This is a genomic window from Pseudomonas sp. NFR16 (assembly GCF_900108875.1).
Lineage (GTDB): Bacteria > Pseudomonadota > Gammaproteobacteria > Pseudomonadales > Pseudomonadaceae > Aquipseudomonas.
The window spans coordinates 332,381-345,135 of sequence record NZ_FNYJ01000004.1 but is presented as its reverse complement, the minus strand read 5'-3'; the positions used below and the strand labels follow the sequence as shown (position 1 = coordinate 345,135).

General features: G+C 59.1%; 9 protein-coding genes and 2 tRNA genes. 9 read left to right on the top strand and 2 right to left on the bottom strand.

Going from position 1 to position 12,755, the window contains the following annotated elements:
- Window positions 1–126 precede the first annotated feature (126 nt).
- Window positions 127–2,061, top strand: a complete 1,935-nt coding sequence (locus BMZ10_RS17645; RefSeq protein ID WP_093465030.1) for a methyl-accepting chemotaxis protein — start codon at window positions 127–129, stop codon at window positions 2,059–2,061.
- Window positions 2,062–2,235: 174 nt separating this feature from the next.
- Here the strand turns inward: BMZ10_RS17645 and BMZ10_RS17640 are convergent.
- Window positions 2,236–2,322 (bottom strand) — tRNA-Leu (locus BMZ10_RS17640).
- Window positions 2,323–2,595: 273 nt separating this feature from the next.
- A tRNA-Leu gene (locus BMZ10_RS17635) sits at window positions 2,596–2,682 on the bottom strand.
- 227 nt (window positions 2,683–2,909) lie between these two features.
- Between BMZ10_RS17635 and rnr the strand changes: the two genes are divergently transcribed.
- From rnr to BMZ10_RS17595, 8 genes are all read left to right on the top strand, one after another.
- Window positions 2,910–5,543: a ribonuclease R gene (gene rnr / locus BMZ10_RS17630; RefSeq protein ID WP_093465027.1), complete on the top strand. Its 2,634-nt coding sequence runs from the start codon at window positions 2,910–2,912 to the stop codon at window positions 5,541–5,543.
- Window positions 5,540–6,301, top strand: coding sequence for a 23S rRNA (guanosine(2251)-2'-O)-methyltransferase RlmB (gene rlmB, locus BMZ10_RS17625; protein WP_093465024.1), 762 nt, complete (start codon window positions 5,540–5,542; stop codon window positions 6,299–6,301). Before rnr ends, rlmB begins: the two co-directional genes overlap by 4 nt.
- A 250-nt stretch (window positions 6,302–6,551) precedes the next feature.
- Window positions 6,552–6,974: a 30S ribosomal protein S6 gene (gene rpsF / locus BMZ10_RS17620; protein WP_062379020.1), complete on the top strand. Its 423-nt coding sequence runs from the start codon at window positions 6,552–6,554 to the stop codon at window positions 6,972–6,974.
- Between the two features lie 28 nt (window positions 6,975–7,002).
- Entirely contained in the window at window positions 7,003–7,233 is a 231-nt protein-coding gene (gene rpsR / locus BMZ10_RS17615; protein ID WP_037015707.1) for a 30S ribosomal protein S18, read from the top strand.
- Window positions 7,234–7,274: 41 nt separating this feature from the next.
- Window positions 7,275–8,171, top strand: a complete 897-nt coding sequence (locus BMZ10_RS17610; RefSeq protein WP_093465021.1) for a YybS family protein — start codon at window positions 7,275–7,277, stop codon at window positions 8,169–8,171.
- Window positions 8,172–8,191: 20 nt separating this feature from the next.
- Complete coding sequence (rplI, locus tag BMZ10_RS17605) at window positions 8,192–8,638, top strand: 50S ribosomal protein L9 (RefSeq protein WP_062379016.1); 447 nt, start codon at window positions 8,192–8,194, stop codon at window positions 8,636–8,638.
- Between the two features lie 149 nt (window positions 8,639–8,787).
- Window positions 8,788–10,185 carry a replicative DNA helicase gene (dnaB, locus tag BMZ10_RS17600; protein ID WP_093465019.1) on the top strand — a complete coding sequence of 466 codons (1,398 nt, stop codon included), beginning with the start codon at window positions 8,788–8,790 and terminating at the stop codon, window positions 10,183–10,185.
- A 104-nt stretch (window positions 10,186–10,289) separates the two neighbouring features.
- The gene (locus tag BMZ10_RS17595; RefSeq protein ID WP_093465017.1) at window positions 10,290–12,599 is read left to right on the top strand and encodes a YgiQ family radical SAM protein; all 2,310 of its coding nucleotides are present in this window, start codon (window positions 10,290–10,292) and stop codon (window positions 12,597–12,599) included.
- Window positions 12,600–12,755 lie beyond the last annotated feature (156 nt).

Sequence of the window (12,755 nt, the reverse complement as noted above, 5' to 3'; positions counted from 1 at the left end):
GGGTCGCTTAGGCGGCCCTTTGTTTTGCCCGCTCGATATAACTCTGCACAACGGCACGACCCTTGCTGTAAATACCGTCATAAAAGATGCCATCATTTTAATGGCGTTTGTTGTGGGGGATCTCCTGTGTCGGCCGTTCTTTCTCTTCTGCGCAGCCGCTTGCTGCGGCCCGTATTCATCGCCCTCGGCATTGCCCTTTTGGTGCAGGTGTTGGTGGCGGTCGCCCTTACCCGGAGCACAGTCACTGCGCTTGAGGCCGATCTGGCTACGCGCCTGAGTGTAGATTCGCAACACTTGTCCGGGGAACTGGAGCAGGCGAGCCGCGACGTAACATCCAGTCTGGAAGGGTTATCGCGCAATACGCGTCAGCGATTGAGCGCAGGCCTGTCCGCCCGTCTGAAGGACGAGCAGGGTCAACTGCGTACGACGCTGGAAAAGGACTTGAAGGATTCGGCGACCGACATGGCCGAGCTTCTCGCTGCCGTCGCCCCGCGCGCGATGTGGGATGGGGACACGCCGACATTGTCGGAATTTGCCCGGCGCGCTCAACGCAATCCCAACGTGCTGTTTGTCGTCTACGACGACGCGCAGGGCGAACACCTCACCCGTTACCTCAACCGTGAGAACGAATCGATCAAGGCGCTCCTGGCCAAAGGCGAGGGCGAGCGGGCGATGGACAAGGTCCTGAACGCAGCGCAAAAAGATCCTTCCGTTTACTACGTCGAAGCGTCCATCAGCCCCAATGGCGTGGAAATCGGCAAAGTGCGCATGGGCGTCTCGACCCGTGCTGTGGAAGACAACCTCGCAGCGCTGGACAAGCGCTTCACGGCGTTGATCGGCAGTGGCGAACAATTGGTTTCCGACAGTCTGGGTGGGGCTGCGACTGAAAGCTCGGCGGCGTTACGTTCGCGCCTGCAAAACGCGCAGTCGTCCGCTTCCGCGATGGCGACCAATACCGGTTCGGCGGTGCAGGAAGCGGCCTCGACGTTGCGCTGGAGAATCGGCGTCGGTCTGGCGCTGGTGGGCTTGGGTGTGTTGATAGCGCTGGCGATCGTTCTCGGGCGCCGAGTGGTGCTGCGGCTGCAATTGCTCAACCGCGCGCTGGATGATCTGGCCGCCGGTGAGGGCGATCTGACCAAGCGCGTGAAGCTCAACAGCAACGACGAAATCGGTGAAATGGCGGCAGCGGTCAACCGCTTCGTCGATAAGCTGCAACCGATCGTGCGAGAGGCGGGCGACGTCGCTCAGCAGACGGGTGTAGAGATCGGTGCGATGAGCAAGCGCAATGCCGGAGCGGATGCCGCTGCCGAGCTGCAACGTGACGAAGTGGCGGCGAGTCTTCAGGCTCTGTCGCAGATGGCCGACGAAGCACAAGCGGAAAGCCAGGCCATGCAAGCGGCTTTGCGTCAGGTGATCGATATTCGTCAGGCGACGGACGAGAACACGCGCACCTCCAATCAAGTCGGCAATCTGATTGAGGCGCTGGCCGGTCAGGTTGAAACCGGGGCGCAGGTCATTGAGCGCCTCGCGCAACAGAGCGAGCAGATTGAGGTGGTGTTGGAAGTGATTCACGGCATCGCTGAGCAGACCAACTTGCTGGCGCTCAACGCTGCCATTGAGGCGGCTCGAGCGGGCGAGACCGGGCGCGGGTTCGCCGTGGTAGCCGATGAGGTCCGCGCATTGGCGAGCAAGACGCAAAGCTCGACCGGTGATATTCAGGAACACATCGCCAAGCTGCAGTCTGGCGCGAAAGAGGCGGTCGCGACCATTGGCCTGGCGGGTCGTCAGGCCAAGGAAGGGCTGGCGGTACTGCGTGACAGCGCGCGGCTGCAGCAAACGGTTCAGGCTTCGGTCGAGCAGGTGCACGCCGCCATCGGGCTGGCGACCCGAGCGGCTGAGCATCAGGCCAAGGGGGCGCAGGCGGTGAGAGGGCGCGTGGAAGTGATCCATGCCCAGGCCGAGAAAGCGGCGCAGGCAGTTGTCGAGACGACGGCGAGTGGCAAGACGCTGGACAGACTGGCAGCACAGCTGAAAGCGAGCCTGGGGCAATTCCGCGCCTGATCCGGTTCTGGTCGACTACGTGCAAGGGTCAGTTCGCTCGCAATCGCCGTACATCAGGCTGGGGTGCGGGGCGATCGCGAGCACGCTCGGCCTGCAGATGAGGCGAGCGTCAGTTGCTAAATCCCGAACTCCAGAAAGCACAAAACCGAGCACTTGGCTCGGTTTCGTTTGATTTGGTGCCCAGGAGAAGACTCGAACTTCCACGACCGTAAGGTCACCAGCACCTGAAGCTGGCGTGTCTACCAATTTCACCACCTGGGCATGGCGCTGATTTAATTAGATTTTTCGTTTCAATGCAACTGAATTTTTCGAAATATCGATCGAGCGTTGCAGGTTGAGTGTTTGAAGCGGAATTTTAATGGCCCGAGCAGACAGACCAGTATCTCCAACGAGGAGGTCTCGCCCATGGCATTCGATTGCTGTCGCAGACAAGGAAGGGGAACTGATCTACGCTCAGGGCTGTTTTCCGGCGGCGATAAAATTTTCAAACCGCAGAAAGCACAAAACCGAGCACTTGGCTCGGTTTCGTTAAATTGGTGCCCAGAAGAAGACTCGAACTTCCACGACCGTAAGGTCACCAGCACCTGAAGCTGGCGTGTCTACCAATTTCACCATCTGGGCAAGGCGTTGATTTCATTCGACTAATTCTTCAAAAAGTCGCTTGATTTTCAACTACAACGTGGCAGTGCCGTCGTTGTGGGGCGCATCTTACGGATGAGTTTGGGGGCTGTAAACCCCCGAGATGAAATTTTTTTTGAAATAGCGAAATGTCTCAGCAAATGCTGTCTTCGCGTTTCAATCTGGTATATGCCAAACTAATTGCATACAGATAAGGTGAACTCATTCTAATGGCCGATTGGCAGTCCCTCGATCCCGAGGCCGCTCGTGAAGCGGAAAAATACGAAAACCCCATTCCTAGTCGTGAGCTGATTCTGGCGCACCTTTCCGAGCGCGGATCCCCAGCGGCCCGCGAGCAGTTGGTGGAAGAATTTGGCCTGACGACTGAAGATCAGATCGAGGCCTTGCGCCGCCGTCTTCGCGCCATGGAGCGCGATGCTCAGCTGATCTATACGCGCCGCGGCACTTACGCCCCTGTCGACAAGCTCGATCTGATCCTGGGCCGCATCAGCGGTCACCGTGACGGCTTCGGATTCCTGGTGCCTGATGACGGCTCCGACGACCTGTTCATGAGCCCCGCCCAGATGCGTCTGGTGTTCGACGGTGACCGGGCGCTCGCTCGGGTTTCGGGCCTGGATCGCCGGGGGCGCCGCGAAGGCGTTATCGTCGAGGTCATCTCCCGAGCCCACGAAACCGTGGTCGGCCGTTATTTCGAAGAGAGCGGGATCGGTTTCGTCGTGCCGGACAATCCGAAAATCCAGCAGGAAGTGCTGGTGACGCCCGGTCGCAATGCCGATGCCAAGATCGGCCAGTTCGTCGAGGTGAAGATCACCCACTGGCCAACGCCACGCTTCCAGCCGCAAGGCGATGTGGTCGAAGTCGTGGGTAACTACATGGCGCCTGGCATGGAAATCGATGTCGCGCTGCGTACGTACGACATTCCTCACGTCTGGCCTGAGGCTGTGCTCAAAGAAGCCGCCAGGCTCAAGCCGGAAGTCGAGGAGAAAGACAAAGAGCATCGCGTCGATCTGCGCCACCTGCCTTTCGTCACGATCGATGGCGAAGACGCCCGCGATTTCGACGACGCCGTTTATTGCGAAGCCAAGCCGGGCAAACTGCGGCTGTTCTCCGGTGGCTGGAAGCTTTACGTGGCAATTGCCGACGTCTCCAGTTACGTGAAGATCGGCTCGGCGCTGGACGCCGAATCCCAGGTGCGCGGCAACTCGGTGTACTTCCCCGAGCGCGTGGTGCCGATGTTGCCAGAGCAGCTCTCGAACGGTCTTTGCTCGCTGAACCCGCACGTCGATCGTCTGGCGATGGTCTGTGAGATGACCATCTCCAAGACCGGCGAAATGACCGATTACGTGTTCTACGAAGCGGTCATTCACTCCCATGCGCGCCTGACCTACAACAAGGTTAGCTCGATTCTTGAACACCCGAAAACAACCGAAGCCAAGCAGCTTCGCGGCGAGTACAGCGAGGTCGTGCCCGATCTCAAACAGCTGTATGCGCTGTACAAGGTGCTGCTGGGCGCTCGTCACACTCGTGGCGCAATCGATTTCGAAACTCAGGAAACCCGGATCATTTTCGGGTCCGAGCGCAAGATTGCCGAAATCCGTCCAACTACACGCAACGATGCCCACAAGCTGATCGAAGAGTGCATGCTGGCGGCGAACGTGGCGACTGCCGAATTCCTCAAGAAGCATGAAATTCCGGCCCTCTATCGCGTTCATGATGGTCCGCCGCCTGAGCGTCTGGAAAAACTTCGCGCGTTCCTTGGCGAACTGGGCTTGTCGCTGCACAAAGGCAAAGACGGTCCGACGCCCAAGGATTATCAGGCGCTGCTTGAAACCATCAAGGATCGTCCGGATTACCACCTGATCCAGACCGTCATGCTGCGCTCGTTGAGTCAGGCAGTGTACAGCTCGGACAATAACGGCCACTTCGGCCTGAATTACGAGGCGTATACCCACTTCACTTCGCCGATTCGTCGTTATCCGGACTTGCTGACTCACCGCGCGATTCGCAGCGTGATTCGCTCCAAGCAGGAAACGCCGCACGTTCGCCGCGCAGGCGCTGCGACCATTCCCAAAGCGCGCATTTATCCTTATGACGAGGCGGTGCTGGAGCAATTGGGCGAGCAGTGCTCGATGAGCGAACGCCGTGCTGACGAGGCCACGCGTGATGTCGTGAACTGGCTCAAGTGTGAGTTCATGAAAGACCGTGTAGGTGAGTCGTTCCCGGGCGTGATCACGGCTGTGACCGGCTTCGGCCTGTTCGTCGAATTGACCGACATCTACGTCGAGGGTCTGGTCCACGTCACGGCATTGCCGGGCGACTACTACCATTTCGATCCGGTTCATCATCGTCTGGCAGGCGAACGCAGCGGCCGTAGCTTCCGACTGGGAGATACCGTCGAAGTGCGCGTCATGCGGGTTGACCTGGACGAGCGCAAGATCGACTTCGAGATGTCCGAGAAGACGACCAGCGCTCCGGTCGGTCGCAAGCGCAAAGCGGCTGAGCCCGTTGCCGCCCAGCAGCCCAAAGAGAAGGAAAAGGAAAAGGCCACCGCGTCCCGTCCGAGTCGCCGCAGTGCCAACAAGGAACCGGTCGTCGAGGCCTACCGCCCCAGTGATGCCGCCGCGAAAAACGCTGAAGTCCGTAAGAGTCGGGAACTGAAGAAAGCCTTATTGGCAGAAGCTAAGGGCGGTAGCAAGGCATCGTCGGGAAAGCCGCCAAGGAGTGACTCCGCTCCGGCAGGCAAGACGGCAAAACCGAGCAAACATCGTAAGGGCCCGCCGAAATCGGGCTCGGCGCCTGCTGCGAAGAGCGGCGGAGTGCGCAAACCTAAGGCCAAGTCATGAGTGCGTTGGAAAAAATCTACGGCGTGCATGCCGTAGAAGCGTTGTTGCGTCACCATCCCAAGCGGGTCAAGCAGATCTGGCTGGCTGAGGGGCGCAGCGACCCGCGGGTTCAGGTCTTGATTGATCTTGCTGCTCAGAACCGGGTTTCCGTCGGGCAGGCCGAGCGTCGTGAGATGGACGCCTGGGTCGAAGGTGTTCACCAGGGCGTGGTGGCGGACGTAAGTCCGAGCCAGGTCTGGGGTGAGGCGATGCTGGACGAGTTGCTGGATCGTACGGAAGGCGCGCCTCTGATTCTGGTGCTGGACGGTGTCACCGACCCGCATAACCTCGGCGCCTGCCTGCGCACCGCCGATGCGGCCGGTGCGCTGGCGGTGATCGTGCCCAAGGACAAGTCCGCAACGCTGACGCCAACGGTGCGCAAAGTCGCTTGCGGTGCGGCAGAAGTGATTCCGCTGGTCGCGGTCACCAACCTCGCGCGCACGCTTGAAAAGCTTCAGCAGCGCGGTCTGTGGGTCGTCGGCACGGCCGGTGAGGCCGAGCAGGAACTGTATCAGCAGGATTTGACCGGTCCGACCATCATGATCATGGGCGCCGAGGGCAAGGGCATGCGCCGACTGACCCGCGAACATTGTGATTATCTGGTTCGTTTGCCAATGGCCGGCAGTGTCAGCAGCCTCAATGTGTCGGTGGCGACCGGCGTCTGCCTGTTCGAAGCCATGCGCCAGCGCAGCGTGAAGGCCGCCGCTTCGCGCAAGTAGCGAGTTTCAGGCAGCAAGCGGCATGCTGACTCCACCCGCGATCAGCTTGTCGCTTGCGGCTTACGGCTCAAGTCTGCCTTTGTTCAAATAATCACCAATTTCCTTGCGCCGCCTCTGGTGCTTCTCTACAATTGCGCCCCTTGCTGTCATGGCAGGCGCTCTTGTGCCTGTCCCTGTGCAAGATAAACCAGTGTTATTCACTCCTTGTCTGACCGCTTTGGCGGCAGGCTACAACCCGTAAGGAGCATTCATGCGTCATTACGAAATCATCTTTCTGGTTCACCCGGACCAGAGCGAGCAAGTCGGCGGCATGGTTGAGCGTTACACCAAGCTGATCGAAGAAGACGGCGGCAAGATCCACCGTCTGGAAGATTGGGGCCGTCGTCAACTGGCCTACGCAATCAACAATGTTCACAAGGCTCACTACGTGATGCTGAACGTTGAGTGCACTGGCAAGGCTCTGGCCGAGCTGGAAGACAACTTCCGTTACAACGATGCCGTGATCCGTAACCTTGTCATCCGTCGCGACGAAGCCGTTACCGGCCAGTCCGAAATGCTCAAGGCTGAAGAAAACCGCAGTGAGCGCCGTGAGCGTCGCGACCGTCCTGAGCACTCCGACGCTGAAGGCGTTGACAGTGATGACAGCGACAACAGCGATAACGCTGACGAGTAATCCACGGACCTTTTGAGGAGCCTATTACATGGCACGTTTCTTCCGTCGTCGTAAATTCTGCCGCTTCACAGCTGAAAATGTGAAGGAGATCGATTACAAAGATCTCAACACCCTGAAAGCCTACGTATCTGAAACCGGCAAGATCGTTCCTAGCCGTATTACCGGTACCAAAGCTCGTTATCAGCGTCAGCTGGCTACCGCTATCAAGCGCGCCCGCTTCCTGGCCCTGCTGGCCTACACCGACAGCCACGGCCGCTGAGACCAGGTTCAGTCGACAAAAAGCAGTAAGGGATAAATCGCATGCGCGCCTTGGCTGAATTCATCATGCGCGGCCGCGTGCAAGCCACTCTCGTAGTGGTGGGATGTGCGGCGTTGCCGCTGTTGTTCTGGTTGAGTGCTGCCGCAGGGTGCCTGGTGCTCCTGCGACGCGGGTTGAGTGACGCCTTGAGCGTTCTCGCCTGGGCTCTGCTACCGGCGTTGGTCTGGTGGTATTTCGGTGAACCTCGCACCCTGATGGTGTTGTTGGGTTCATGGGGGTTGGCGGCCGTGTTGCGCGCCAGCGAGTCCTGGGTCCGCGTGCTGCTGGTCAGCGTAGTGGCGGGATTGTTGTACGCAGTGATTCTGGGAGCGGTTTTCCGCGAGCCCATCGAAGCCATGGCGGGGGAGTTGCAGAAACTCCTGCCCCATGTCTTCGGTGATGTCTACCAACAGATGTCGGTAGAAGAGCGAGCGCGACTGGGAGCATTGATTACGCCGGTCCTTAACGGCCTGATCGCAGCGTTGTTGCAGATCGTCAGCGTGGTATGCCTGATCCTTGGGCGTTACTGGCAGGCGCTGTTGTATAACCCGGGTGGTTTCGGTCGCGAGTTTCGCAGCCTGAGACTCCCGCGGGCACCGATGCTGGTGCTGCTGGTGTGCATGTTGGTGGGGCCGAACTTCGGTCCGCAACTGGCGATGCTGACACCGTTGTGCAGCGTGCCGCTGATGTTCGCGGGGCTGGCTCTGATTCACGGTCTGGTGGCTGCAAAGCGCCTGACCCGTTTCTGGCTGGTGGGGTTGTACGTCACGCTTCTGCTGTTCATGCAGCTGATTTATCCGTTGCTGGTGGTGTTTGCCATTGTCGACAGCCTGATTGATTTTCGCGGCCGGCTGGCGTCGAAAGATGCCGATGACGGTTCTGCGAACGGTGAAGGTTAAAGTTAAGAGGTTATTACCAAATGGAACTCATCCTGCTGGAAAAAATCGCCAACCTGGGCAACCTGGGCGATAAAGTAAACGTTAAGGCTGGCTACGGTCGTAACTACCTGCTGCCTTTCGGCAAAGCCACCGCTGCAACCGCTGCCAACCTGGCTGCGTTTGAAGAGCGTCGCGCTGAGCTGGAAAAAGCCGCTGCCGAGAAGAAAGCTTCTGCTGAAACTCGCGCTGCTCAACTGGCTGAGCTGGAAGTGACCATCACTGCCACTGCTGGTGACGAAGGCAAGCTGTTCGGTTCGATCGGTACTCACGACATCGCTGATGCACTGACCGCCTCCGGCGTCGAAGTTGCCAAAGCTGAAGTTCGTCTGCCGAACGGCACCATCCGTAACGTCGGCGAATACGACGTTGCCGTGCACCTGCACAGCGATGTTGAAGCTACCGTTCGCGTTGTTGTGGTGGCTGCTTAAGCCGTTCGATTCCCGCGCTTCGGTGCGGGCGTCTGACCGGTTGGCGACGCGCTTGTCAGCCGGTTAGCATTGGGCACGATCCTGTTCGCAGGTCGTGCCCTTTGTCATTTCTGAGTATCCTGATTCAAACCCCCTGATTCCGTGTGGCCATGAACGATATTTCCGCTCCCGAGCAATACGATCTGCAAACCGCTGCCCTCAAGGTGCCTCCGCATTCCATCGAGGCCGAACAGGCCGTGCTCGGTGGTCTGATGCTGGACAATAACGCCTGGGAACGCGTGCTGGATCAGGTTTCGGATGGCGACTTCTATCGTCATGACCACCGTCTGATCTTCCGCGCCATCGCCAAGCTGGCTGATCAGAACCTGCCAATCGACGTCGTGACGCTGTCCGAGCAACTGGACAAAGAAGGCCAGACTTCTCAGGTCGGTGGTCTCGGTTATCTGTCGGAACTGGCGAAAAACATTCCCTCGGTCGCCAACATCAAGGCCTACGCCCAAATCGTGCGCCAGCGCGCGACGTTGCGTCAGTTGATCGGCATCAGTAACGAGATTGCCGACAGCGCGTTCAATCCCGAAGGGCGCACCGCGGAGGAGATCCTCGATGAGGCCGAGCGGCAGATTTTCCAGATCGCCGAGGCAAGGCCCAAGACGGGCGGGCCGGTCGGCGTCAACGATCTGCTGACCAAAGCCATCGATCGCATCGACACGCTGTTTAACCTGGGCGAGGGCATCACCGGCCTGTCCACCGGTTACACCGATCTGGACGAGAAGACCAGCGGCCTGCAGCCTTCGGACTTGATCATCGTCGCCGGACGACCGTCGATGGGTAAGACCACGTTCGCGATGAACCTGGTCGAGAACGCGGTGTTGCGCAGCGAAAAGGCGGTTCTGGTCTACTCGCTTGAGATGCCAGGTGAATCGCTGATCATGCGTATGCTGTCTTCGCTCGGGCGTATCGACCAGACCAAGGTGCGTTCCGGTCAGTTGGACGACGACGATTGGCCGCGGCTGACGTCGGCGGTCAATCTGCTCAATGACCGCAAACTGTTCATCGACGATACCGCAGGCATCAGCCCGTCCGAGATGCGGGCGCGCACCCGGCGCCTAGTGCGCGAGCATGGCGATGTCGGGCTGATCATGATCGACTACCTGCAACTGATGCAGATTCCGGGCTCGAGTGGTGACAACCGGACCAACGAAATTTCCGAAATTTCGCGATCCCTCAAAGCGTTGGCCAAAGAGTTCAACTGCCCGGTGGTCGCCCTTTCTCAGCTGAACCGCTCGCTTGAACAGCGCCCGAACAAGCGGCCGGTCAACTCCGACTTGCGTGAATCCGGAGCGATCGAGCAGGACGCCGACGTCATCATGTTCGTGTACCGGGATGAGGTGTATCACCCGGAGACCGAGCACAAGGGCATCGCTGAAATCATCATCGGTAAACAGCGGAACGGTCCGATCGGCTTCGTGCGGCTGGCCTTCATTGGTAAATACACGCGCTTCGAGAACCTGGCGCCGGGCAGTTACAACTTTGATGATGACGAGTAAAACCTAGCCGAATGGTCGGAATTGGTTATTTTTTGTGCTATTCTCCGCGCCCGCGATTTTCCACGAGAAACTCGCCTCCCTGATTACGAACACTGGTCATCGACATGCAAGCAGCCAAGCCGTTATTTGACTATCCGAAGTACTGGGCCGAATGTTTCGGGCCAGCGCCTTTCCTGCCGATGAGCCGGGAAGAAATGGATCAGCTTGGCTGGGATTCCTGCGACATCATCATCGTCACCGGCGATGCCTACGTCGACCATCCGTCGTTCGGCATGGCGATCATTGGCCGGCTGCTGGAGTCGCAAGGCTTTCGTGTCGGCATCATTGCTCAGCCGGACTGGAAATCCAAAGACGACTTCATGAAGCTGGGCGAGCCGAATCTGTTCTTCGGCGTCGCGGCTGGCAACATGGATTCGATGATCAACCGCTACACCGCCGACAAGAAAATCCGTTCGGACGATGCCTATACGCCGGGTGGCATGGCGGGCAAGCGTCCCGATCGCGCCAGCCTGGTCTACAGCCAGCGCTGCAAGGAAGCGTACAAAAATGTGCCGATCGTGCTCGGCGGCATCGAGGCCTCCCTGCGTCGCATCGCGCATTACGACTATTGGCAGGACAAGGTCCGCAACTCCATCCTGATCGACGCCTGCGCTGACATCCTGCTGTACGGCAACGCCGAGCGGGCCATCGTCGAGGTCGCCAATCGTCTTTCTTATGGTGAGTCGATCGAAAGCATCACCGACGTGCGCGGCACGGCGTTCATTCGTCGCGACACGCCGGAAGGCTGGTACGAGGTCGACTCCACGCGCATTGACCGTCCGGGCAAGATCGACAAGATCATCAACCCATACGTCAATACGCAGGACACCCAAGCCTGCGCCATCGAGCAGGAAAAAGGGCCGGTCGAAGACCCGAATGAAGCCAAGGTCGTGCAGATTCTGGCGAGCCCACGCATGACCCGCGACAAGACGGTCATTCGTTTGCCGTCCATGGAAAAAGTGCGTAATGACCCGGTGTTGTACGCCCATGCCAACCGGGTGCTGCACCTGGAAACCAACCCCGGCAACGCCCGTGCGCTGGTACAGCGGCATGGCGAGGTCGATGTCTGGTTCAATCCGCCGCCCATTCCGATGACCACCGAAGAAATGGACTACGTGTTCGGCATGCCTTACGCACGTATTCCGCATCCTGCGTACGGCAAGGAGAAAATTCCCGCTTACGACATGATCCGTTTTTCGGTGAATATCATGCGGGGCTGCTTTGGTGGCTGCACCTTCTGCTCAATCACCGAACACGAAGGCCGGATCATCCAGAACCGCTCCCATGACTCGATCATTCGTGAGATCGAAGAGATTCGTGACAAGGTGCCTGGCTTCACCGGCGTCATTTCCGATCTCGGCGGTCCGACCGCGAACATGTACCGCATTGCGTGCAAGAGCACTGAAATCGAATCCGCATGCCGCAAGCCGTCGTGTGTGTTCCCTGGCATCTGCCCGAATCTGAACACCGACCATTCGGCGCTGATTCAGCTCTACCGCAGCGCCCGTGATCTGCCGGGCGTGAAGAAGATCCTCATCGCGTCCGGCCTGCGCTACGACCTTGCGGTTGAGTCGCCGGAATACGTTAAAGAGCTTGTGACCCACCACGTCGGTGGTTACCTGAAGATCGCCCCGGAACACACCGAGGAAGGTCCGCTCAACCAGATGATGAAGCCGGGCATTGGCAGCTATGACAAGTTCAAGCGCATGTTCGAGAAGTACTCGAAAGAAGCGGGCAAGGAGCAATACCTGATCCCGTACTTCATCGCGGCCCACCCTGGCACGACCGATGAGGACATGATGAATCTGGCGCTGTGGCTCAAAGGTAACGGCTTCCGCGCCGACCAGGTGCAGGCGTTCTACCCGTCGCCGATGGCCAGTGCGACCGCCATGTATCACTCGGGCAAGAACCCGCTGCGCAAGGTCACGTACAAGAGCGACGCGGTCACCATCGTCAAGAGCGAGGAGCAGCGCCGTCTGCATAAGGCGTTCCTGCGCTATCACGATCCGAAAGGCTGGCCAATGCTGCGCGAAGCGCTTGAGCGCATGGGCCGTTCAGACCTCATTGGTCCGGGCAAAAACCAGTTGATCCCGCTGCATCAGCCGGAAACCGACAGCTACCAGAGCGCGCGTCGCAAGAACTCGACGCCGGTGGGAAGCCACAAGGTCGCCAAGACTACTAAGATTCTCACCCAGCATACCGGCCTGCCCCAGCGTGGCAGCGACGGCAGCAAACCGTGGGACAAGCGTGAAGAGGCCAAGGCCGCTGCGGCTGCTCGCAACAAGCAGGCGGCCAAGGAGCGCGCTGACGCTGCGAAAGGCGGGAAGGGCGGCAAGAGCAAGAAACCGTCCCGTCAGCCGGTGTTTCCACGCTGAATGATGCCGCAGTGAAATACGCCAGCTTTCGAGCTGGCGTTTTACTTTCTCCTTTTCACACCTGCGCTCCAATGACCACGATTCGCACCGTGACCCCCGGCAAATTGGCGGTTCCCGCGTAAATAACCCCACCCGCCTCATTTCCGTGCGACCCTT

Coding starts and splice junctions, on each gene's coding strand:
- rpsR (WP_037015707.1), top strand. CDS start 7,003: ATGGCACGTTTCTTCCGTCGTCGTAAATTCTGCCGCTTCACAGCTGAA.
- rlmB (WP_093465024.1), top strand. CDS start 5,540: ATGAGTGCGTTGGAAAAAATCTACGGCGTGCATGCCGTAGAAGCGTTG.
- dnaB (WP_093465019.1), top strand. CDS start 8,788: ATGAACGATATTTCCGCTCCCGAGCAATACGATCTGCAAACCGCTGCC.
- rpsF (WP_062379020.1), top strand. CDS start 6,552: ATGCGTCATTACGAAATCATCTTTCTGGTTCACCCGGACCAGAGCGAG.
- rplI (WP_062379016.1), top strand. CDS start 8,192: ATGGAACTCATCCTGCTGGAAAAAATCGCCAACCTGGGCAACCTGGGC.
- BMZ10_RS17610 (WP_093465021.1), top strand. CDS start 7,275: ATGCGCGCCTTGGCTGAATTCATCATGCGCGGCCGCGTGCAAGCCACT.
- rnr (WP_093465027.1), top strand. CDS start 2,910: ATGGCCGATTGGCAGTCCCTCGATCCCGAGGCCGCTCGTGAAGCGGAA.
- BMZ10_RS17595 (WP_093465017.1), top strand. CDS start 10,290: ATGCAAGCAGCCAAGCCGTTATTTGACTATCCGAAGTACTGGGCCGAA.